Here is a 22,300-nt window from a genome sequence, read left to right on the forward strand (position 1 = left end):
TCGGCCGACGCCGACACAGGGGGGCATTCGGGACGCGCCCTACCATGCGGGGATGCGCGTCCTGCTGCTCGGCGGCACGAATGAGGCCCGGCGGCTCGCCGCGGGGCTCACCCGGCGAGCGGGGTTCGACGTGATCACCTCGCTGGCCGGACGGGTCGCCGAGCCCGCGCTGCCGGCGGGCCGTACCCGCGTCGGCGGCTTCGGCGGCACCGACGGGCTCGCCGCCTGGCTTGTCGCCGAGCGCATCGACGCGGTGGTCGACGCCACACACCCGTTCGCCGCCGAGATCACCGTCTCGGCCGTGACCGCGACTACGCGGACCGGCGTCCCGCTGCTCGTCCTGCGCCGGCCCGGCTGGCACGAGGGACCGGGCGACGACTGGCGCCGGGTGCCGTCACTCGCGGCCGCGGCCGATCCGCCCGGGGAACGGGTCTTCCTCACCACGGGCCGGGACGGCCTCCCGATCTTCGCGGGCGACGACCGCCGCTGGTTCCTCGTGCGGTCCGTCGAGCCGCCACCGCCTCCGCTGCCACCGCGCTCGACCGTACTGCTGGCGCGCGGCCCGTACACCGTCGAGGGGGAACTGGAACTGATGCGGCGGCATGCGGTCGACGTGCTCGTCACCAAGGACAGTGGCGGCGAGATGACCGCCGCGAAGCTCACCGCGGCCCGGCTGCTGGGCCTGCCGGTCGTCATGGTCGACCGTCCACCGATGCCCGCCGCGCCGGCGGTGACGACCGTCGACGCCGCCGAGACCTGGCTGGAACGACTCCTTCGGACCGGCGCATCACCTGGGCTTTGATCGGACGGCCTTCCCCGACATTCCTCTGGCCGCTGAATGCCGGTTTTCGTCCGCCCGCCTCTTCGGTGGACCGCTGGCGTCGACCTGCCGCCTGTGCGAGTCGTGCGAGGCCGCCACGAGCGGAACCGCCCCGCTTTTCGCCGGCGAACCGGAGGAAAGCGGGGCGGTGTGTTCACGAGGGCTCGGGCGTGGTCAGCCGGAGCGGTGCCGTCAGGGCCCGACGCGCTCGAAGCGGAACGAGGTACGGCCGCCGCCCGGCCCGGGGAGGATCTCGGCGACGCTGCTCGTGCCCGCCTGGTTGAGCCGCGTGGCCTGCAACACGATTCGCGTGGGCCGGGTCACCCTGATCTCATCGTCGATCGAAGCCGTCGCGCGCTGCCCGATCGGCCGGTCCCAGGGGTTCATGTCCACCAGGTGATCGACGAGACGGGTGGTGTTGTACAGAACGGTGCCGGTGGTGGCGTCCGCGAGCCGGGCGAGGATGACCAGGTTGGTCGGCGGTGCACCCCAGAGCCGTCCCTGGACGTTCACGTCGACGTGGTATCGCCCGGCACGCGGGAGTGTGACCTGCAGCGGGGTGTTGACCCAGCGCCCCGACGCGTACGGCTGGAGATTGAACGTCGTGTTCAGGTAGGCGATGTCTCCCGGCAGTGCCCGGGCGATGCGGCTTCCACCGGCTCCGGTCATCGTCGTCGGCCCCTGGTGCCGCTGGGACGGTGTCGCGGAACTGGCACTGGCGTGGGCCGGAATAGCGGCAAGCCCGAGCAGTGCGGTGGTCCCGGCGGCGGCCATCAGTCGACGCATAGATATTCCCCCTGGTGAGAGTGTGGAAGATGGAATCGGCAGGGTCTGTACCCGAGGAAGATCTCCGCTATTCACACAGGGCCATTAATCCGTGTCCGGAGAATATGCGGCCTGCGTCCGACATATTTCCATGTCGAGTTACACGTCCGACTTAAGATGATGTCTGACATGACACGCGGCAAGCCGCAAGGCGGTGCTGATGGCCGCCACATTCCTGACCGGTTTGGGAACGTTCGCCATCACGGCGGCGGCCCATGCGGACGTTCCCGGCCCGACCCCTCCGGCCCGAGTGGGTAACAGCACCTGCATCGGCGAGCTCCACCTGAAGGTGACGCACTTTACGGGAGAACCCGCAAGCGCGCGCGGCTCTATCACTTTCCCCTCATGCACGGTGGCCGGCCGACCCGATATCACTCACGCGATCGCGAAGATCATCGGTTCCGCGACCGGGAACCCCGACGATGTCACGATCCACGAGATGAACACCATGACGTGGCTGAATGCCGCCGGCAAGCCCGTCGCCACCCGGAAGCTGGCCATCGTCCGGACCCTGCTGGGCCCCGACCCGGACAACATGCTCACCGTCGCCCGCGGCGCGAAGACCAACCAGTTCGCCGGCGTGCTCGGTGCCGCGGCGTCCGCGTCATTCAATATCAACGCCGGCCGCGCGCAGCGGCACCCGGCCGAAGGGGGCGCCTGGTGGTACACCAACCAAAGCGCCGGTGACGATGGCGACGCCGCAGTGGCCGTCTGCGACGCCATGCCAGAAGCGACCCCAGAACAGCAGCAACGCAAACTCGAGTGCTACGAGGCCGCTTCCGGCGGTTGAGCCTCCGGAGCACCGCGATCATCGGCGCGGTCCTCAGCCCGGTCAGGGAAAGACGTCCCGTGCGGACGCGAGCGTGGAGGACCGCGCCGATCCGGACGATGCGGTACTTCCGCCGAACGGCTCACCGGCCACGAGGTCGACGTCCACAAAGCGCCGCCCCATCGGCTACACCGCAGCGGCGCGAGAAAGGCAGTGGCCATCGGATCTCACCGATGCCTATCGTGAGCTCATGGATCGCCGGCGGCATCCGCGCTCTGGTGCCCGTCGGGATCGCGGGCCAGGGGCGAGCCATGCACTTCAGTGTCCGCGCGATGTCATCGGCAACGCCAACGTCGTCATCGCCGGTCTCTTCTCCGCCAAGCGCAGGGACCATGTCGATCTCATGGACGAGCTTGAGGCCGAGGTGACGAAGCTCGGCGGCATAGTGGCAGCTCGCTTCGTCCAGCGTCGTGGTATCTCGGGGGACAAGAAGGGCCATTCCCCAGGTGGCAGGGCGAGCATGGATCAGCCCTACTCGGGGCGGACGCTGATGAGCACCGGCAAGGTAGAGGAGATGGCCGAGGCGTGTGCTCATGCCCGCGCCGACGCGGTCATCTTCTACAACGAGTTGACCGACCGACAGCGCAAGTGTCTAACAGCGATCTTCGGGCGCGCGGTGTTCACCCTTCAGGACCTGCAGCGGACAGCCGGACACAGGCCGTAGGACCCGGGACCCGCGGGCGAGGTCAGGGCAGGCGCCTACGGGATGACCGAGGGTGTTCGCGCACGTGCCACTGGTAGGCGCGTGCGCGTGCAGCGATCCCGCTCAGGTGAGCAGGGAACGTACCGCCTCTTCGGAGCGGCCGATCACGGCGGTTCCGTCGTCCGCGGTGATGATCGGACGCTGGATGAGGATCGGGTGGTCGGCGAGGGCCTTGACCCATCGGCTCCGGCTCGCGGCGTCGCGCGGCCAGTCCTTCATGCCCAGCTCGGCGGCGACGGACTCGCCGGTCCGGGTGATGTCCCAGGGCTCGAGCCCGAGTCTGGCGAGGACGTCCTCGAGCTCCTCCGTCGTCGGCGGGTCGTCCAGGTAGCGGCGCACGGTGTACCCGGCCCGCTCGGCGTCCAGCAGCGACAGCGCCGAACGGCACTTGGAGCATCTCGGGTTGATCCAGATTTCCACGGACGGCCCTTCTCTCATCTGCTGCTGAGATTATTCCGCCCCGTGACGTACCCCGACGAGTTCACGTGGATCGGTGTACGGGGCGGCTCCGGTGAGTGTCTCGTCGTGCTCGCGTTCCCGCTTCCACATCTCCCGGTACGGGCCCGGGCGCGACAGTAGGTCGGCGTGCGTGCCGCGGTCGGCGACGCGGCCGTCGGCCAGGACCAGGATCTCGTCGACCTCCGCCAGGCCGGCCAGGCGGTGGGTGACGAGCAGGGTCGTACGGCCCTCGGTGGCCGTGAGCAGGTCGGCGGTGAGAGCGTCGGCGGTCGCGACGTCGAGGTGCTCGGCCGGCTCGTCCAGCAGCAGGATCGGGAAGTCGGCCAGCAGCGTACGGGCCAGGGCGATGCGCTGCCGCTGGCCGCCGGAGACCCGCGCGCCGTGCTCGCCGACGTACGTGTCCAGGCCGGCGGGCAGCGCGGAGACCCAGTCCAGCAGCCGGGCGCGGCGCAGCGCGTCGCGTACCTGCTCGTCGGAGGCGTCCGGGCGGGCGAGCCGGACGTTCTCCCCGATCGTCGTGTCGAACAGGTGCGCGTCCTGACCGCACACCCCCACGGCGCGCCGTACGTCGTCGCCGGCCAGTTCGCGCAGGTCGACGCCGTTCAGCGTCACCTCGCCGCCGGCCGGGTCGAGCAGCCGCAGCAGCACCGTGGTCAGCGTCGTCTTGCCCGAGCCGCTCGGCCCGACCACCGCGCACCGGCGCCCGGGCGCCAGGTCGAGCGAGACCCCGTCCAGCGCGTACGGGCCGCCGGGCGTCCATCGGGCCCGCAGGTCCCGGACGCGCAGGGTGTACGGCGGCGCCGGCAGGGGCTCCGGCGCGGCCGGTTCGCGTACGGCGTCGGGGCGGTCGAGCACCGCGAAGACGCGGTCCGCGGACCGGCGGACACCGCCCAGGGACCGCGCGGCGAGCGGCAGGCCGGCCACCACCTCGAACGCCGCCAGCGGCAGCAGCACGACGACCGCGAGCAGCACGCCGTCGAGCCGCCCGGACCGTACGGCGGGCACGCCTACGGCCAGCGCGCCCCAGACCGCCAGGCCACCGGCCAGCGTCGCCAGCGCCGCGCCCGCGCCGGCCGAGGCGGAGGAGCGAGCCGCCGTACGGGTGTACGCGCGGTCCAGCCGGGCGGCCTCGGCGAGCCGCTCGGGGGCCGCCCCGTACGCGATCAGCTCGGGCGCGCCGCGCAGCGTGTCGACGACGTGGGCGGTCAGCTCGCCGCGCAGCTCCGCGCCCCGGCTCTCCGCGCGCCGGGCGACGACCGCGGACAGCCACGGGGCCAGCAGCCCGGCGGCCAGCAGCGCCGCGAGCAGGATCGCGCCCGCCGAGGGCAGCAGCGCCCAGGCGAGCCCGACCGAGGCGCCGCCGACGACCGCGGCGGTGGCGCCGGGCAGCAGCACCCGCAGGTACAGGTCCTGGACCGCGTCGACGTCGCCGACGAGCCGGCCGAGCAGGTCGCCGCCGCGCAACGGGCCGAGACGCTCCAGCCGCTCGTACACCCGGGCCCGCAGGTCGGCGAGTACGCGGAACGTGGCGTCATGGCTCGTCAGCCGCTCGGCGTAGCGGAAGACGCCGCGCCCGATGCCGAACGCCCGTACCGCGACGATCGCGACCATGAGCGTGAGCACCGGCGGGTGCTGCGCCGCACGGGAGATGAGCCAGGCCGAGGTGGCCATGAGCGCCACCCCGGAGCCCAGCGCGAGCACGCCGAAGAGCAGCGCGAGAAGCAGCCGCGTCTGCGGCGGCCTGACCAGGGTGAACGTCTTCACGCCGCCACCTCCACCGGATCGATCCGTACCGTGCGGTCGGCGAGTGCCGCGAGCGCGGGGCGGTGGGCGACGACGACGGCCGTACGCCCGGCGGCGGCCCGCCGGATCGCCTCGACCACGGCCGCCTCGCTCTCCGCGTCGAGGTTCGCGGTCGGCTCGTCCAGCAGCAGCAACGGCGCGTCGCGCAGGAACGCGCGGGCCAGCGCGACGCGCTGCCGCTGACCGGCCGACAGCCCCACACCGTCGTCGCCGAGCCGGGTGGCGAAGCCGTCCGGGAGCGCCTCGACGAACTCCAGCGCGTTCGCGTCGGACGCCGCGCGCCGTACGTCGTCGTCCGTCGCGTCCGGGCGGCCGAGCCGGATGTTGTCGGCGACCGTTCCGGCGAACAGGTACGGCCGCTGCGGCACCCAGGCGATCCGCGCCCGCCACGCGTCCGGGTCGAGGGCCGCGACGTCGGCGCCGTCGATGAGAACGCGGCCGGCGTCCGGGCGGACGAAGCCGAGCAGGACCGCGAGCAGCGTGGACTTGCCGGCGCCGCTGGGCCCGGTGAGCGCGACCGTCTCGCCCGGGTGGACGGTCAGCGAGAGGTCCGCGAGCGCGGGCGCGTACCCCACGGTGACGCCGCGCAGCCGGATCGCCGCCCGGGCCGGATCCGGCACGTCGGTGAGAGTCTCGGCCGGGGGCGCCGGCGTCTCGATCACCTCGAAGATCCGCTCGGCGGCGGTGAGTCCCTCGACGCTCGCGTGGTACTGCGCGCCGACCTGCCGCAGCGGCAGGTACGCCTCCGGCGCCAGGATGAGCACGAGCAACGCCGTCCGCAGGCCGATCTCCCCGTTCACCAGCCGCAGCCCGATCGAGACGGCGACCAGGGCGACCGAGAGGGTGGCGAGCAGTTCGAGGACCAGCGCGGACAGGAACGCCACCCGCAGCGTGGCCATGGTCGCCCGGCGGTACCGGTCGGTGACCTCGCGCACGGTCCGCGCCTGCGCCTTCGCCCGGCCGAACACCTTCAGCGTCGGCAGGCCGGCGACGACGTCGAGGAAGTGACCGGCGAGCATCGACAGCGTCCGCCACTGGCGGTCCATCTTCGCCCGGGTGGACAGCCCGACGAGAATCGCGAAGACCGGGATCAGCGGCAGCGTCAGCGCGACGATCAGCGCGGACACCCAGTCGCCGGACAGGATCCGCAGCCCGACCGCGAACGGCACGATGACGGCGAGGACGAGTTGCGGCAGGTAGCGGGAGAAGTAGCCGTCCAGCGCGTCGATGCCCCGCGTGGCGACCGTGGCCAGCTCCCCGCCCCGCTCGCCGGACAGCCAGGCCGGGCCGAGCCGTACGGCCTGGGCCAGCAGCCGCCCGCGCAGCTGCGACTTGACCTCCGCCGACGAACGGTGCGCGGCGACCTCCTGCAGCCACGCGACGAACGCCCGGCCCGCCACGACGCCGAGCAGGAGCAGCAGCGGCGTGCGCAGCGCGGCGAGTGACGCGCCGCCGAGGAACGCCCGGGCGATCAGGTCGGCGAGCAGCGTGGCCTGCGCGATGACCAGCCCGGCCGTGGCGCCTCCCAGGGCCACGGACAGGGCCAGGTAGACCCGGGTCGTGCGGGCGTACCGCAGCAGCCGGGGGTCGAGCGGCTTCATCGGACCGGCTGCGGGGTGTGGGGCTGCTGCGGGGCGTGCGGCACGCCGATCCGCCGGCGGAACACCCAGTAGGTCCAGCCCTGGTAGAGCAGCACCATCGGCGTGATCGCCAGCGCGACGATCATCATGATCTTCAACGTGTACGGCGAGGCGGCGGCGTTGGCCGTGGTGAGCCCGTTCGCCGCGGCGATCGTGGACGGCATGACGTGCGGGAACAGCGCGAGGAACATCGTCACGACGGCGAGCACGATGGCCGCGCCGGTGCCGGCGAAGGCCCAGCCCTCGCGGCCCCGTGCGTTCGCCAGCGCCGCGCCGGCCAGCGCGAGGGCCGCCGCCGCGACGGCCGGCCACGTCACCGGCTTGCCGTACAGCAGCTGGGTGAGCAGCAGGTACGCGCCGCCGACCACGATCGCGGCGGCGACGGCGAGGCGCGCGATCCGGCCCGCCCGCCGCCGTACCTCGCCGGTCGTCTTGAGCGCCACGAAGACCGCGCCGTGCAGGACGAAGAGCGCGAGCGTCGCGGCCCCGCCGAGCAGCGCGTACGGGTTGATCAGATCGGCGACGGTCCCGGCGTACTCGTGGGCGGCGTTCAGCGGCACCCCGCGCACGAGGTTCGCGAACGCCACGCCCCACAGGAACGCCGGCACGAGGCTGCCCCAGAACAGCGCCCGTTCCCAGCGGCGGCGCCAGGACGCGTCGTCGCGCTTGCCGCGGTACTCCAGCGCGACGGCGCGCACGATCAGCGCGAGCAGGATCGCCAGCAGCGGCAGGTAGAAGCCGCTGAACAGCGTGGCGTACCACTCGGGGAACGCGGCGAACGTGGCCGCGCCGGCGACGATGAACCACACCTCGTTGCCGTCCCAGACCGGGCCGATCGTGCCGAGGACCACGCTGCGTTCGGCCTCGTTCCGGCCGAGTGCCGGCAGCAGGACGCCGACCCCGAAGTCGAAGCCCTCCAGGAAGAAGTAGCCGGTCCACAGGAAGGCGATGATGATGAACCAGACGGTCGTGGCGGCCATGGCGCGCTCCTCTTTCTCCAGGCCTCTCAGTAGGCGAACGTGAGCGACGGCTCGGCGCGGTCGTCCCCGCCGAGGACTTCCTCCTCCGTCGGCGGACCGGCCTTGGCGTACCTGGCCAGGAGCCGCGTCTCGATCACGAGGAGCACGCCGTACAGGACGGTCAGCGACAGGAGCGAGACGAACATCGAGGTGGCGCCGACGCCCGGCGAGACGCTCGCGGACGTCTTCAGCACCCCGTACACCGACCACGGCTGACGACCCATCTCGGTGAAGATCCAGCCGGCCGAGTTGCCGATAAAGGGCAGAGTGAGCGAGACCACGCCGGCCCGCCACACCCAGCGGTTCGCGGGGAGCCGCCCGCGCCGGGTCAGCCACAGGCCGAGCAGGGCGATGCCCGCCGTGAGGAACCCGATGCCGGCCATGATCCGGAAGTTCCAGTACACGAGCGGCACGATCGGCCGGTACTCGCCCGCGCCGTACTTGGCCTGCTCGGCGGCCTGCACGTCGTCGATGCCCAGCACCTTGCCGTCGAAGTGGCCGGTGGCCAGGAACGACAGCACGCCGGGCACCTTGACGCTGAAGACCTCGCGGCCACCGTCGAGCGTGCCGACGGTGAAGATCGAGAAGGAGGCGGGCTTTTCGGTGGTGTACAGCGCCTCGGCGGCGGCCATCTTCATCGGCTGCTGCGCGGTCATGACCTTGCCCTGCTGGTCGCCGGTGACGGCGACGCCGAGCGAGGCGACGAAGGTGACGACCAGTGCCATCCGCAGCGACGGCCGGAAGACCTCGACGTGCCGGCCCCGGGCCAGGTGCCAGGCGCTGATCCCGACGACGAACAGGCCGGCGGTGACGAAGGCGGCGGTGATCGTGTGCGGGAAGGCGACGAGCATGGTCGAGTTGGTCAGCACGGCCCAGAAGTCGGTGAGCCGGGCGCGGCCGGTGGCGGTGTCGAGGTGGTAGCCGACCGGGTGCTGCATCCAGGAGTTGGCGGCGAGGATGAAGTACGCCGACAGCAGGGTCCCGACCGAGACGATCCAGATGCAGGCGAGGTGGATCCGCTTCGGCAGCCGGTCCCAGCCGAAGATCCACAGACCGAGGAAGGTCGACTCGACGAAGAAGGCGAGCAGGCCCTCGATCGCGAGCGGCGCCCCGAAGATGTCACCGACGAACCGGGAGTAGGCGCTCCAGTTCATCCCGAACTGGAACTCCTGCACGATGCCGGTCACGATCCCCATGGCGAAGTTGATCATGAAGAGCTTGCCCCAGAACTTGGTGGCGCGCAGGTAGTGCGGCTTGCCGGTGCGCACCCACGCCGTCTGCAGCCCCGCGACGAGGGCGGAGAGCCCGATCGTCAGAGGAACGAAGAGGAAGTGGTAGACGGTCGTGATCCCGAACTGCCACCGGGCGATGTCGAGCGGATTCATCCCGCGGCCCCCATCTAACTACTACCGCGTGTAGTACTACGTCTCGTCGTACACACTACCGGCTGTAGTACTACGCGCCGTAGTAATCTTGGCCACACCGCCGCGCGGTGCCTCCGGCGGTCGAGGGCGCCCGCTGGAGCGCCCGCCCTCCGGTCCGAATTCGCCGTTGCGGACGACCGGACCGCTGGCCGACGGCGCGCCCCTTCGGCCGCAAAGCGCGAGAATGACATTAAAGAGTGACGAACCGTAGCGCCGGAACTACGAAAGCACTACTATTTCGTTCCCCCGCGCCGACCGGATCTTGGTAGGAACCGGACGGACATCGCGGCTGAGGCGAGGGAACACGAGATACATGCGCGAGCACCTGGGACGGCGAAAACGAATGACATTCGCTTTTTGTCGCTCCCGCCGCGTCGCCGCGCAGGTCCCGGCAGAGCCGGAGGCCATTGTCGTTTCCCGCGCCGAACGACGAGCGGACGTCGAATTAACGGCGATTTCCTGAGCCTGGGCGGTCTCCCCGACGCGCGGTGGCCCGGCTCACGCCTCCGGATGCTCCGATCCCGTACCAACCGCCGACGAGGACCTGATCGATGTCAGCACACGTTCAAAGCAGCCAACGGGCGGGGCGCCCGCCGATGGACCGTACTCTGCTCGTCCTGCTGGCCGCCGTGATCGTCACCGGCTGCGGCTGCCTGGTGGCGACGGCCTCCGTACCGGCCGGCGATCGCTCCCTCGTGGCCGCGTACACCGGGGTGGCCTCGCTCGCGCTGTGCGCCGCGCTCGCCTTCGCCGCCTACGGGTTCCAGACCGCACGCGAGCTGCGCGGCCGCATCGCCACGATGAACGCCGAACTCACCCGGCTGGCCGATGAGACGCTGCCCGCCGCGGTCCAGCGGCTGCGCGACGGGGCGTCCTCGGACACCGTCCTGGCCTCGGTCGTCCAGCCCGCCAACGCCGCCCACCGGCGCATCCTGCGGGCCCTCGTCGACGAGGTCGGCCGGGGAGAGCGCATGCGCGCGGCGGCCATGTCGGCCTGCGCCAACGCGGCCGGCCGCGTCCAGGCGCTGTCGACCAGCATGCTCGCCGACCTGCGCGAGATGGAGGACCGCCACGACGAGAAGACCCTTGGCGACCTGCTCAAGCTCGACCACGCCACCGCCCAGGCGGGACGCCTGGCGGACAGCATCGCCGTGCTCACCGGCGCCCGCTCCGGCCGGCGCTGGACCAAGCCGATCGTGATGGAGAGCATCCTCCGGGGCTCGGTCGGGCGGATCAGCGCCTACCAGCGGGTCCGCATCCACTCGACCAGCACGGCGGCGATCGCGGGCTACGCCGCCGAGGGCGTCATGCACGCCCTGGCCGAGCTGATGGACAACGCGACCAGCTTCTCGCCTCCGTCCGAGGAGGTGCACGTGTACGTCGAAGAGGTGCAGACGGGCATCGTGGTGACCGTCGAGGACGGCGGCCTGGCGATGAGCCCCGCCGCGCTCGATCGCGCGGAGCGGGCGGTGTCGGCGGAGACGCTGGACCTGACGACGCTCTCCGGCACGCGCCTCGGGCTCGCGGTCGTCGGCTGCCTCGCCCGCAAGCACGGTCTCACCGTCTCCTTCCGCCCGTCGTCGCGCGGCGGCACCGGAGTGGTGGTCATGATCCCGCGGCAGCTCATCACGCAGCGGCCGCCCGAGCTCGCCCTGGCCGGCTCTCGCGCGATGGGGACCGGCCACCGTACGGAGACCGCCTCCGGCCGGAGCGACGGCGCCCCGGCCGCCACCGCGACCCTCACCGCACCCGAGGCCGTGGCCTCCGCCGATGCCGCGGAGCCGGCCGTCTCATCGCCCGGTACGCCGGGGGCCGAGAGCGACGCCACCGGGGAGAACATGATCGCCGGATTGCCGAAGCGTCGAAGGGGACAGACGCTCGCGGCGGCGTCGGCGGCGTCGGCCACGCCCGCCGGCGCGCCGAAGGACAGGTCCGCCAAGCCCGTCGACCCCAGCGCCAAGTTCAGTGCCTTCCACGAGGCCGGTCGTCGCAAGCGGACGGCGAATGACGCGCACGCCTCCGAGGCGGACGACGCCTGAACGCCCGGCTCGCCCGCCAGACCGGAATGTAACGACAAGAGATTGGAGGCAGGGGGCATGCCTCCGGCGCGGAGACCCGGAGCACCTTCCCCGATGAACCGATGAAGACCACAGATCGCGATCTCGACTGGCTGCTGGAGAACCTCCTGGAGAGGACGCCCGCGACCCGGCACGCCCTGGTGCTGTCCAAGGACGGACTCAAGCTCTGCCACACGTACGGGCTGAGCGTCGACCAGGCCGACCAGCTGGCCGCCATCGCCTCGGGCATCCAGAGCCTCGCCTACGGGGCGTCCGCGGAGTTCGGCGACGGCTCCGGCGGCCTGCGCCAGTCCATGACCGAATTCCACGGCGGGCTGCTCTTCATCGTGGAGGCCGGCGAGGGCGCCCATCTGGCCGTCGTGGCGACCGAGGAGGCCGACGTCGGCATGATCGGACACAACATGCACGAGCTCGTCGAGCAGCTCGGTGAACACCTGGTCGCCGCTCCCCGGCAACCACACCAGGGCACCGGCGCGCGATGACACGCCCCGTCGACAGGGAGGACCCGGACCGGCTGTACATCGTCACCGGTGGCCGCAGCCGGGTGGACGAGAGCTCGATCGACAGCGTCTCTCTGATCGTCAGCGAGTGCGATCCGACGCCGGGCATGCAGTCCGAACACGTGAAGATCCTCCGCATGTGCACCAGCCCCACGGCGGTCGTGGAGATCGCGGCCGAGCTCAGGCTGCCGGTCAGCGTCGTGAAGATCCTGGTGTGCGACCTGCTCGACACCGGCCGGATCACCGCGCGCCATCCGTCCACCACCGCGGTCCCCGCCCGGGCCAACTCCAAGACCCGACTCCCCGAACCCGCCGTTCTGAAGCAGGTGCTCGTTGGACTTGAAAAGCTCTGACCCGGTCACCAGCTCGCCGCTGCCGAGCACTGTCAACAACGCCCTGAAGATCGTCATCGTCGGCGGGTTCGGCGTCGGCAAGACGACCATGGTCCGCTCGGTGAGCGAGATCCGGCCGCTGAGCACCGAAGAGGTCATGACGCGGGCCGGTGTCGGGATCGACGACGCGGGCGAGGTGAAGGGCAAGACCACGACCACCGTGGCGTTCGACTTCGGGCGGATCACCCTGAACGAGCAGATGGTCCTGTACCTGTTCGGCGCACCGGGCCAGCAGCGGTTCTGGTTCCTGTGGGACCGGCTGTTCTCCGGAACCCTCGGCGCGGTCGTCCTCGTGGACACCCGGCGCGTCCAGGACTCCTGGTACGCCATCGACCGTCTCGAGCACCACGGGATGCCGTTCATCGTCGCCCGCAACGACTTCGGCGGGCCGGAGCACCGGGCGGAGGACATCCGGAAGGCGCTCGACCTGTCCGAAGACGTTCCGCTGATCGAGTGCGACGCCCGGCAACGCGCGTCCAGCAAGAAGGTGCTGGTCACTCTCGTGAACCACCTCTACAGCCTCTCCACGAGAGAACACGCTCCATGACCGGGCGCAGCGAGGGAATCGAAGACGCGCCCCCGTGGTCACCCTCCCCGACGCCGGGAGGTCGGTCGGGGTGGGTTGGTCGGGCAAAGAGTGAGGGCTCATGACCGCTTCGAGTGATCACGCTGTCGAGGCGGTTCGCCTGTACGAGCGCATTTACGACGAGCATCCCGTCGCCCTCTACGCGGAGCTGAGGCGCGACCACGGGCCGGTCGTCCCCGTTCTCCTCGAGAACGACGTGTTCGCGTGGCTGGTCATCGGCTACCGCGAACTGCACCAGGTCCTGACCGACTACGCCTACTCGATGCCGGTGCTCGTCCTCGCCGAGTTGGTGGGTGTGCCCACGACGCGGATCGAGAGAGTCGCCGGGGACCTGGTCGAGGCGCTGGACACCGGCGACGGTGCGCTGGAGGCGCACGGCCGGGTCGTCGCCGCGATGCGCGATCTCGTCTCGCTGAAACAGGAGAACCCGGGCACCGACGTGGCCTCGCGCATCGTCGCCACGCATCCCGGTTCCGCGGAGGGCATCGCCCAGGACCTGGTCGTGGTGGTGGTGGCGGGGCAGGAGCCGGTGGCGAACTGGATCGGCAACACACTGCGCCTGATGCTCACCGACGACCGGTTCTCCCTGACCTTGTCCGGCGGCCGCCGCAGCGTCGGCCAGGCGTTGAACGAGGTTCTCTGGGAGGACGGGCCGGTACAGAACGACGTCGGCAGGTGGGCCGCGCGGGACACCGAACTCGCCGGCCGCCGCATCCGGGCCGGAGACATGCTGATCATCGGTATGGCCGGCGCGAACACCGATCCGCACGTACGCCCCGGCTCCGCCACGGGGATCTCCGGAAACCAGGCCTACCTGACCTTCGGGCATGGCAGCCACGGATGCCCGGCGTCCACGCGCGAGATCGCCGAAGTGATCGCGCGAACCGCCGTCGAGGTGCTGCTGGACCGGCTCCCGGACGTCGCGCTCGCCGTGCCCGCCGAAGACCTCGTCTGGCGGACGTCATTCCACATCCGCGGGCTGATGGGACTGCCCGTGCGGTTCTCCCCGACTCTTGCCCTCGGCGGATCCCTCGCCGACCTGATCGCGGAAAGAAATCATGACTGACCTTGAGCCGTCGTCCGTCCCCACCGGCGCGGGGGCGCCGGGCTGCCCGGCCCACCCTGATGCGCTGCCGCTGTACGGGTCGCGGTTCCTGCGGAATCCGGCGGACCTGTACCGGGAGATGAGGCAGGAGCACGGGCCGGTCGTCCCGGTGCTGATCGAAGGCGACATCCCGGCCTGGTTCGTGATCGGTTACCGGGAGCTCCACCACGTGCTGAGCAACCCGGACGTGTTCGCCCGCGACTGCCGCCGCTGGAACCAGTGGCCGAACATCCCGCCCGACTGGCCGCTGATGCCGTTCGTCGGCTACCAGCCCTCCACGCTGTTCGCCGAGGGGGACGAACACCGGCGCCGGGCGGGCGCGCTCAGCGACGGCCTGTTCGCCGTCGACCAGTTCGACCTGCGGATGCAGTGCGAGAAGATCGCGGACGACCTGATCGACACGTTCGTCGAGGCGGGCGAGGTCGACCTGATGGCCGAGTTCGCGCACCCGCTGCCGCTGCTGGCCGTCGCCAAGATCTTCGGTCTGCCCGAGCCGGAGACGCCCGGTCTGCTGCGGGACATGATGACCACGGTCAACGGCGGCGAGGGCGCACTCGATGCGAAGCAGGGCATCGACGCGGCCATGCGGCGGCTGGTGGCGCACAAGGGCGAACAGCCGGGATCGGACTTCACCACGCGCCTGCTGAACAATCCCGTCGGCCTGACCGAAGAGGAGCTCATCCAGGATCTGGTCCTGGTGATCACCGCCGCGCAGCAGCCGATGGCGTACTGGATCGGCAACACCATCCGGCTGATGCTGACCGACGACCGGTTCTCGGTGAACCTCGCGGGCGGTCGCCGCAGCGTCGGCCAGGCGCTCAACGAGGTGCTGTGGGAGGACACCCCCACGCAGAACTACCTGGGCCGCTGGGCCGCCCGGCCCATCGAGCTCGGCGGGCAGCAGATCAAGGCCGGCGACCTGCTCGTACTGGGCCTCGCGGCGGCCAACAGCGACCCGCAGGTACGGCCCGACCCCGAGTCGGCCACCGCAGGGAACCAGGCCATGCTGTCGTTCAGCCACGGCGAGCACCGGTGCCCGTATCCGGCGCCGGAGCTGGCCGAGGTCATCTGCCGGGCCGCCGTCGAGGTGCTCCTCGACCGGCTCCCGGACGTCCTGCTGGCGGTCAAACCCGACGAGTTGGAGTGGTCACCGTCCGTCTGGATGCGCGGCCTGGTCTCCCTGCCGGTGACCTTCGCCCCGTCATACGTCGCCGGCCGCACCGGCTGACCACCCGCCCGACCCCCTCACGAGAATCGTCGGCCCGTTCCGCCATCTTCGCCACCCTGAGTGGTCACCCGACCTCAGGGAGGGATCATGGCGGACCGGAGCGTCGGGGCCGGGGCGCCGGCTATGCGTCGGCGGGCGAGATCCGGACGCAGCACTCGCCGGGCCGGGGGGCCAGGGTCGCTCGCAGGGCGGTGGCCTGGAGGCCGTCGAGGTAGCCGGCCAGGAAGGCGTGGTTCATGGCGCATACGAGGTCGGGCGCCTTCGCGGTGAGCGGCTGGAACGGGCAGTTGTGCAGCCGGACCCGCGTCGTCGTCTCGCGGATGGGCTCGAAGCCGTGGCGCTCGAGCATGCGTTCGCAGATCGTCAGGCCCCGCTCCGCCCCCAGCCGCCCCGGGCGCGTCGCCTCACGCTCGGCCGCGCCGAGGGCGCGACCGCGTTCCGCGGCCACGCGTACCGCCGCCTGCCGGGCGTTCTCCGAGCGGGTCTCGGTCAGGACGGCCTCCATGAGCAGGTCGGCGAGGAGCTCGTGGCGGCGCTCGGGAATGGAGAACTGCACCGTGACGCCGGACGGCTCGTAGAGCTTGGGCCGGCGGCCGACGCGGTGCGGGCCGTCGGTGTGTTCGTAGTGGGCACGGAGCAGGCCGGCGTCGACCAGCTTGTCCAGGTGGAACGCGGCCAGCTTCCGGGAGACCCCCACGCCGGCGGCCGCCTCGTCCCGGGTCAGGGGCCGGCCGGCACGGCGGACGACGGCGTACATGCGCCGCCGGGTCTCATCGCCCAGCACGTGGACGGACTCCAGCGCGGTGTCCGCTGTGCCGGGCGGGTTGGCGTCGGATCCCACACCACCCACGGTAACGCCTACGGGCACAGGCGCAATGCCTGGCGACGCCCATCACAGCTGGGCTTCTTGACCTCGCACACCAATAAGACCAATACTCGTTGGCGAAATGGAGGTGACCCGCGTGAGCATCCCCGCGACACCCGCGCTACGCGTCGTCCGAGACACCGAGGGCGTGGACCTGGCCGCGGCCGAGCAGGCCGCCGCCCGGTTCCTGCACGCGCTCGGCATCAGCACCGACACCGAGAGCCTGCGGCGTACGCCCGCGCGGATGGCCCGGGCGTACGCCGAACTGTTCAGCCCTCGTCCGTTCGACCTGACGACCTTCCCGAACGACGAGGGGTACGACGAGCTCGTGCTGGCCCGTGGCATTCCGCTGCGCTCGGTGTGCGAGCACCACCTGCTGCCGTTCGTCGGCACGGCGCACGTCGGCTACCTGCCCGGCCGGCGGATCCTCGGCCTGTCGAAGCTGGCCCGCGTCGTCGAGCACTTCGCCTGCCGCCCCCAGGTGCAGGAGCGCCTGACCAAGCAGGTGGCGGACTGGCTCCAGGAGCAGCTGGAGCCCCAGGGCGTGGGCGTGGTCATCGAGGCCGAGCACACCTGCATGACCCTGCGGGGCGTCCAGGCCACCGGCGCCACCACCATGACCTCGACGTTGCTCGGCGCGCTGCGCACCGACGCCCGTTCCCGCAGCGAGTTCCTCGCCCTGACCGGGCTGCCCGTCTGACAGCGCCGACCGCGCCCCGGCTGATCAGTTGAGGCGGGCTGCGGCGGAGCAGCGGCGGCTGCCGTGGCAGGTACGCAGGTTGTGGAGCGTCCGCTGGAGCTGGGCGAGTCGCGCCGGTGGCAGGGTCGCCACCGTGTTGTCGAGTTCGTACGGGTCGGTGCGCAGGTCGTAGTACTCCCGGTCGCCGTCCTTGTACTCGACGTAGAGCGCGTCCAGAGTCCGGATCGCGGTGTAGGAGGGCGGGTTTCCACCGGCGGGCCCGGGGCGGTCGGGATCGTCCTTGGCCAGGCTGGGCCCGTGGTGTTCGACCAGGATCGCGTCGGGCGCACCGGTGTCGCGTTCGCCGCGCAGGAGGGGGACCAGGCTCCGGCCGTCCACCGACGCCGGGACCTGCGTCCCGGTGAGTTCTTCGAACGTCGGTGCCAGGTCCGTGTTCTCGGCCAGCGTGGCGTCGGTGCTACCCCGTACGGAGGGGCCGACGACGATGAGCGGCACCCGGATGTCGGTGTCGAAGGCGGTGGTCTTGCCCGGCATGAGCCGGTGTTCGCCCATGTGGTAGCCGTTGTCGGAGCTGAACACGAAGTACGTGTTCTTGGCCAGGCCGCGCGCCTGGAGGGTGGACCGAAGCCGGCCGACCATGCGGTCGACCGCCTGCACCGACTGGACCCGGCGGACGTACTGGCGGTCGATCTCGGCGAGCCGGGCGTGCCCGAGGCGGCGATAGCTCCGCAGCCACCGCGGCTTGTCGGCGATGTCGCGCTCGTTGAACGCCGGTCCGCGCGGGGCCCGGGCGTCCAGGAAGCGGTGGGCGTCGCGTGGCGCCGGAGTCGACGGCAGGTGCGGCGCGAAGGAGGCGATCTCCAGCAGGAACGGCGTGCGTGCCGCCGCCGACCGGTCGATGAACGCGGTGCCCTTCGCGGACAGCACATCGGTGAGGTAGTCGGTGGGTGAGGTGCCGCCGGTGCTCAGGCCGCCGTTCTCGTTGAGGACGTAGTGGTATCCGCCATAGCCGCCGGTGCCCACGCCGTCCCACTGGCTCCAGCCGGGCGGCACATAGGGGGTCTTGTCGTAGCCGTTGAGGTACTTGCCCATCATCGCGGTGCGGTAGCCGTTCGCCCGCAGCGCGACCGCGAACGTCTGGCGGTCCTTGCCGGTCCGGGTGAACTTGGCGAAACCGCCGTTCGGCCCGCTGTTCGTATAGATGCCGGTGTCGTGCGGGAACTGCCCGGTGAAGATGGACGACCGGGACGGACAGCAGAACGAGTCGGTGACGAAGTAGTTGGTGAAGGACCGGCCCTCCTGCTGCAGCCGCCGTACGTTCGGCATGTACGAGAGCAGGTCCGTGGACAGGTCGTCGGTGAGTACGAACACGATGTTCGGCTGCTCCGCCCGCGAGGGCGTACGGCCCCCGGCCTCGTGAGCCGGGTGACGATGAGCGGCACACCCCATCAACGCCAGGAGCAGACAGATCGCGATCATACGGAGCGCAGGCCGGAAGCAGAGCACGAGGGGCCAGCCAAGCGCATGCGATCGCCTCGAAACACCCCCCTCGCCAGAGTGCGGGCATTGTTCATCCCCGCGCCGGTTCGCGTTTCCGTTCTCGGCCCGCGAACGTACCGTCGCGCCGGCTTCCCGCACCCTGACGGAAGTGTCGGCCGTGGCCGCTAGGTTGCGGTGCCATGGTCGAGACGGTGAGCGTTCCGGTCGAGTGGCGCGAGCACATCCATCCTCGGCGGGGCGGTGTCGCCGGGCCGGAGGTCGTCCTGGACGAGGACGCCGCGCCGAGGGCGCGCGAGTGGGAGCGTGCGGCGCGCCCGATCGCCGAGGAGATGCTGGAGCACGAGCGCACCGTCCCCGGGCTCGGCAAGGCCGTACGCGCGTGGCTGGACGGCGAGCCCGACCCGGTGGGCGCGGCGGCCGTCGCCACCGTCGCGATCAAGCATCTTCAGGGCATCGAGGGCGCGGCCTTCCTGGACGCCTGGGTGCTGGACCACGGGCTCGCCTTCGCCGCCTGTGCGGTCACCGAGGCGTCCTCCATCACGCTCGGCCCGCCGCCGCGACGGGTGACACGCGGCACCGGCATCATCGAGCTCGTCGCCCACGCCGGCCCGGGGCCCCGTGGGTGGCGCGGCGAGATCCGGCGCACGACCCACGACGACCACGTCACCGTGAGCAGGTGGATCGCCGTGGACGCGGTGGCCAAGCGGCTCCGCGCGCTGCTGGCGGAGGCTCCCGAGGACGAATACCGCGACGCGGTCGCGCGGGTGTCGGCGCATCGCGGCGACGACCTGAGGCGCTGCACCGCGTCCTACCTCCTCCCGACCGAGACGGCCTGGATGGACGAGTCGTTGAACGACCCCTCCAGCGCGCGGGTCCTCGACCACGAACACGTGGTCTGCTCCCTGTCCAGCGCCGCGCACGTCGAGCGGATCGGCTGGATACCGCCGGCCCCCGCCGTGCTCGGAACGCTGCTCGACGGGCTGGGCGCGGACGCTCTTCCACTGCTGGACCAGGCGCTCAGGTATCCCTACTCCAACGCCTACGAGACGCGCCCGACCGTACGGAGGGCCATCCTGGAGGTCCCGGACGAGCGGATCTTCCCCACCCTGCTCGACCGCATCGGCGACAAGGGCGGGCCCGCCGCCCTGCAGGAGGCGGCCGAGCGGCACCCGCTCCACGCGCTCCGGGCGCTGGCGCCGCAGGCCGACAACGGCACGACCCTGGGCCTCCGGGCGGCCGGGCTGCTGCGCGGACTGCTGTACGCCGAGCCCAGCCTGGCCGAGGCGCTGCCGCCGGGAGCCGTCGAGGCGTTCCTGCCGCGACCGGCCGTCCCCGACGGCGAAGAACTGCCCGACGTCCTCACCGGCAGGCCCGCCCGCAGCGCGAAGGTGGACTGGGCCGACCCGGCGCTGCTTCCGCGGATCCTCACGCGTGACCGCGACCGGGCCCTGCCCGCGAGCGCCACCAAGTGCCTCCTGCACCTGCTCGCGAAGAAGGCCCCCGAGGTCGCCGCCGTCCGCGCGTTCTGTGACCGGCACTCGCTGGCCGAGTTCTCCTGGGCGCTGTTCCAGCGGTGGTACGCGCTCGGCTCGCCCAGCCGGCACAACTGGGCGCTGGCGCAGCTCGGCCTGATCGGCGACGACACGACGGTGCGGCGGCTCAGCCCGCTGATCAGAGCCTGGCCCGGCGAGAGCGCCGCCGGCCGGGCCGTCGCCGCGCTGGACGTCCTGGCCGCGATCGGCTCCGACGTCGCCCTCACCCACCTGTTCGAGCTGGCCCGCCGAGGCAAGTACAAGGGGCTCAAGGGCAAGGCGGTCCAGAAGATCGACGAGATCGCCGCCGCACGCGGCATCACGCCGGATGACCTGGCCGACCGCGCCGTCCCGGACTTCGGCCTGGACGCCCAGGGCACCCTCGTCCTCGACTACGGCCCACGCCGGTTCACCGTGACCTTCGACCAGCAGCTCGCGCCGCTGGTCGTGGAGCCGAACGGCAAGGTCCGCAAGAGCGCGCCCAAGCCCGGTCCCAAGGACGATCCCGCCCTGGCCTCGGCCGCGCACGCCCTGTTCACCGGGCTGAAGAAGGACGTGCGGACGATCGCCGATCAGGAGATCAAGCGCCTCGAGCTGGCCATGATCTCGCGGCGGAGCTGGACGCCGGACGACTTCCACGCCCTGTTCGTCACCCACCCGCTGCTCGGGCACATCGTCCGCCGCCTGGTGTGGATCACCGACGACGGCACCTCGTTCCGCGTCGCCGAGGACCACACCTACGCCGGCGTCGACGACGACCTGTTCACCCCGGCGCCGGACGCCCGCATCGGCATCGCCCACCCGATCCTGCTGGAGGACGACCTCGCCGCCTGGGTGGAGCTGTTCGCCGACTACGAGATCCTGCAGCCGTTCGAACAGCTCGGACGCCCCTTCTACCGGCTCACGGACGACGAGCGCGGCGCGCATCGGCTCGCCCGGGTGGAGGGCCTGGTGCTCCCCTACGGCAAGGCCAAGGGCCACTCCCAGGGGCGCTGGGAGTCGCTGGACGCCCGCGGCGAGTTCGCGGGCGGATGGCTCGCCCGGCGCGACCCGGCGGGTCTCTACGTCGTGGCGGGCCTGAGCCCCGGCCTCTACTACTACATGTACGGGGAAGGCGAGGACCAGAAGATCAACGCCCTGTGGGCGGGCCCGGCGCCGGGGCACTCGCCGAAGGACACGGTGCCGCTCGGCGAGGTCGATCCGGTCACGATGAGCGAGGCCGTCCACGACCTCGTCCGCAGCGCCTCCTGACACGCCACGGGCCTGAGCCCCTCGCCGTTGTGGGCGCACGGAAGAGCGGGGGCAGACACGTCCGGCCGCACGGACGACCGCCACCGGTGACGAGCAGGCCGCCACCGATCAGGTCGGCGCCCGTCCCTGGGCGGAAAGGGCCCGCACCGGACTCCCCCCGGAGCTCATCGGCCCGCCCGAGTGACCAGGCCGGCACCGGTGCGGGTCAGCCGGACGGGGCCCGTGCCGACAGGCCAGGAGCCCCTCCGGAACGCCCTCAGCGGCGACCGGCCGACCATCTCCGGCTCCCCTACCGCGTGGTGCAGACCCAGGTGATCCAGTGGCCGCCGCCCGCGTTGGAGATGGCGTCCTTCTCGGCCGCGGCCTTTGTGGAGCCGCGACCGCCCCAGTACCTGTTGGTGTGGGGGTTGAACGCGACGGCACCGCAGCTGTTGACGAAGGACACGAGGACCTTGCAGCCGGTGCGGGGGCACTCCCTCAGCGCTCGCTTCTCCGCGGCGGACTCCGAACTGTAGTCCCAGGACTTGCCGACGCTGCCGTCGTGCGCCACGGCGATGGCACCCCAGTGCTGCGCCGGCGGAGAGTAGGTGTCCTCCGGCGGAGAATACGTGTCGTCCGGCGGAGAGAACGGCGTTGTGCTGGGCAGCGCCGGCGGGCTGAAGGTCGGGGGCGTCGGCAGGTCCGGCAACGTGGGCGCCGCGACCGTCCGCCTGCCCCCCGACGAACCGACGTCGAACCCCCACCACAGGAGGGCACCGCCGCCGACCAGCACCACGACGACCGCGATGATGATGATGACCGCCGCGTTGCCGTTGTTCGGCTTCCGCGGCCCGGGCGGCCCCGGCGGACCCCATCCCGGCGGGCCCGGCGGCATCGGCCCCCCTGGCGGACCGGGCGGCATCGGCCCACCCGGCGGGCCGGGCGGAGGCGGAGGCCCGTACGCGGGCGGCTGGCCGCCGTAGGGCGGCTGGCCGCCGTAGGGCGGCTGCGGGGGTTGCACGGTGACCCACTCCCCAAATGCGTCAATGTCCGGAAGATCGT

At 71.6% G+C, this 22,300-nt stretch carries 20 protein-coding genes; 11 read left to right on the plus strand and 9 right to left on the minus strand.

The genetic code is table 11. The annotated features are described in order from the left end of the window. Positions 1 to 52: 52 nt before the first annotated feature. A complete protein-coding gene (locus tag ABEA10_RS27435) occupies positions 53 to 802 on the plus strand; it encodes a cobalt-precorrin-6A reductase (protein WP_345468843.1) in 750 nt (249 codons plus the stop codon). Positions 803 to 1,012: 210 nt separating this feature from the next. Here ABEA10_RS27435 and ABEA10_RS27440 read toward each other — a convergent pair whose 3' ends face one another. Beyond that, entirely contained in the window at positions 1,013 to 1,606 is a 594-nt protein-coding gene (locus tag ABEA10_RS27440) for a hypothetical protein (protein WP_345468844.1), read from the minus strand. Positions 1,607 to 1,805: 199 nt separating this feature from the next. Between ABEA10_RS27440 and ABEA10_RS27445 the strand changes: the two genes are divergently transcribed. Next, positions 1,806 to 2,435, plus strand: coding sequence for a hypothetical protein (locus ABEA10_RS27445; protein WP_345468845.1), 630 nt, complete (start codon positions 1,806 to 1,808; stop codon positions 2,433 to 2,435). A 229-nt stretch (positions 2,436 to 2,664) separates the two neighbouring features. Beyond that, positions 2,665 to 3,138 (plus strand): HflX-like GTP-binding protein, encoded by a 474-nt coding sequence (locus ABEA10_RS27450; protein ID WP_345468846.1) that lies wholly within the window; start codon positions 2,665 to 2,667, stop codon positions 3,136 to 3,138. 102 nt (positions 3,139 to 3,240) lie between these two features. Here ABEA10_RS27450 and ABEA10_RS27455 read toward each other — a convergent pair whose 3' ends face one another. The 5 genes from ABEA10_RS27455 to ABEA10_RS27475 are packed head-to-tail and all read right to left on the minus strand — an operon-like array spanning position 3,241 to position 9,483. Then, the gene (locus ABEA10_RS27455) at positions 3,241 to 3,597 is read right to left on the minus strand and encodes an arsenate reductase family protein (RefSeq protein ID WP_345468847.1); all 357 of its coding nucleotides are present in this window, start codon (positions 3,595 to 3,597) and stop codon (positions 3,241 to 3,243) included. Between the two features lie 30 nt (positions 3,598 to 3,627). Continuing rightward, positions 3,628 to 5,400 (minus strand): thiol reductant ABC exporter subunit CydC, encoded by a 1,773-nt coding sequence (gene cydC / locus ABEA10_RS27460; protein ID WP_345468848.1) that lies wholly within the window; start codon positions 5,398 to 5,400, stop codon positions 3,628 to 3,630. After that, positions 5,397 to 7,040 (minus strand): thiol reductant ABC exporter subunit CydD, encoded by a 1,644-nt coding sequence (gene cydD / locus ABEA10_RS27465; RefSeq protein WP_345468849.1) that lies wholly within the window; start codon positions 7,038 to 7,040, stop codon positions 5,397 to 5,399. The genes cydC and cydD overlap by 4 nt, the downstream gene beginning before the upstream one ends. Beyond that, positions 7,037 to 8,059 carry a cytochrome d ubiquinol oxidase subunit II gene (gene cydB / locus ABEA10_RS27470; protein ID WP_345468851.1) on the minus strand — a complete coding sequence of 341 codons (1,023 nt, stop codon included), beginning with the start codon at positions 8,057 to 8,059 and terminating at the stop codon, positions 7,037 to 7,039. The genes cydD and cydB overlap by 4 nt, the downstream gene beginning before the upstream one ends. 26 nt (positions 8,060 to 8,085) lie before the next feature. Then, a complete protein-coding gene (locus ABEA10_RS27475; protein ID WP_329246647.1) occupies positions 8,086 to 9,483 on the minus strand; it encodes a cytochrome ubiquinol oxidase subunit I in 1,398 nt (465 codons plus the stop codon). Between the two features lie 635 nt (positions 9,484 to 10,118). Between ABEA10_RS27475 and ABEA10_RS27480 the strand changes: the two genes are divergently transcribed. The 6 genes from ABEA10_RS27480 to ABEA10_RS27505 all read left to right on the plus strand — a co-directional run bounded on the left by ABEA10_RS27480 (position 10,119) and on the right by ABEA10_RS27505 (position 15,411). Next, positions 10,119 to 11,561 (plus strand): ATP-binding protein, encoded by a 1,443-nt coding sequence (locus tag ABEA10_RS27480; RefSeq protein ID WP_345468853.1) that lies wholly within the window; start codon positions 10,119 to 10,121, stop codon positions 11,559 to 11,561. A 101-nt stretch (positions 11,562 to 11,662) separates the two neighbouring features. Next, a complete protein-coding gene (locus tag ABEA10_RS27485) occupies positions 11,663 to 12,082 on the plus strand; it encodes a roadblock/LC7 domain-containing protein (RefSeq protein ID WP_345468854.1) in 420 nt (139 codons plus the stop codon). After that, positions 12,079 to 12,453: a DUF742 domain-containing protein gene (locus tag ABEA10_RS27490; RefSeq protein WP_345468855.1), complete on the plus strand. Its 375-nt coding sequence runs from the start codon at positions 12,079 to 12,081 to the stop codon at positions 12,451 to 12,453. The genes ABEA10_RS27485 and ABEA10_RS27490 overlap by 4 nt, the downstream gene beginning before the upstream one ends. Then, positions 12,434 to 13,039: a GTP-binding protein gene (locus ABEA10_RS27495; protein ID WP_425550970.1), complete on the plus strand. Its 606-nt coding sequence runs from the start codon at positions 12,434 to 12,436 to the stop codon at positions 13,037 to 13,039. The genes ABEA10_RS27490 and ABEA10_RS27495 overlap by 20 nt, the downstream gene beginning before the upstream one ends. A gap of 100 nt (positions 13,040 to 13,139) precedes the next feature. Next, positions 13,140 to 14,144: a cytochrome P450 family protein gene (locus ABEA10_RS27500; RefSeq protein ID WP_345468858.1), complete on the plus strand. Its 1,005-nt coding sequence runs from the start codon at positions 13,140 to 13,142 to the stop codon at positions 14,142 to 14,144. Further along, positions 14,137 to 15,411 (plus strand): cytochrome P450, encoded by a 1,275-nt coding sequence (locus tag ABEA10_RS27505; RefSeq protein ID WP_345468859.1) that lies wholly within the window; start codon positions 14,137 to 14,139, stop codon positions 15,409 to 15,411. Before ABEA10_RS27500 ends, ABEA10_RS27505 begins: the two co-directional genes overlap by 8 nt. A gap of 121 nt (positions 15,412 to 15,532) precedes the next feature. On the opposite strand, the gene ABEA10_RS27510 is transcribed toward ABEA10_RS27505, so the two are convergent. After that, positions 15,533 to 16,252, minus strand: a complete 720-nt coding sequence (locus tag ABEA10_RS27510) for a helix-turn-helix transcriptional regulator (RefSeq protein ID WP_345468860.1) — start codon at positions 16,250 to 16,252, stop codon at positions 15,533 to 15,535. Positions 16,253 to 16,373: 121 nt separating this feature from the next. Between ABEA10_RS27510 and folE the strand changes: the two genes are divergently transcribed. After that, complete coding sequence (gene folE / locus ABEA10_RS27515) at positions 16,374 to 16,976, plus strand: GTP cyclohydrolase I FolE (protein WP_345468862.1); 603 nt, start codon at positions 16,374 to 16,376, stop codon at positions 16,974 to 16,976. 24 nt (positions 16,977 to 17,000) lie between these two features. On the opposite strand, the gene ABEA10_RS27520 is transcribed toward folE, so the two are convergent. Further along, positions 17,001 to 18,455 (minus strand): sulfatase family protein, encoded by a 1,455-nt coding sequence (locus tag ABEA10_RS27520; RefSeq protein WP_345468864.1) that lies wholly within the window; start codon positions 18,453 to 18,455, stop codon positions 17,001 to 17,003. A gap of 200 nt (positions 18,456 to 18,655) precedes the next feature. Between ABEA10_RS27520 and ABEA10_RS27525 the strand changes: the two genes are divergently transcribed. Next, positions 18,656 to 21,259 carry a DUF4132 domain-containing protein gene (locus ABEA10_RS27525; RefSeq protein WP_345468865.1) on the plus strand — a complete coding sequence of 868 codons (2,604 nt, stop codon included), beginning with the start codon at positions 18,656 to 18,658 and terminating at the stop codon, positions 21,257 to 21,259. A gap of 289 nt (positions 21,260 to 21,548) precedes the next feature. Here the strand turns inward: ABEA10_RS27525 and ABEA10_RS27530 are convergent, their stop codons facing one another. After that, on the minus strand, positions 21,549 to 22,133 hold the full coding sequence (locus ABEA10_RS27530) for a DUF4189 domain-containing protein (protein WP_345468867.1): 585 nt from the start codon (positions 22,131 to 22,133) through the stop codon (positions 21,549 to 21,551). Positions 22,134 to 22,300: the final 167 nt, after the last annotated feature.

Origin of the sequence: Actinoallomurus oryzae (genome assembly GCF_039541955.1) — a bacterium.
GTDB classification, from domain to species: domain Bacteria; phylum Actinomycetota; class Actinomycetes; order Streptosporangiales; family Streptosporangiaceae; genus Actinoallomurus; species Actinoallomurus oryzae.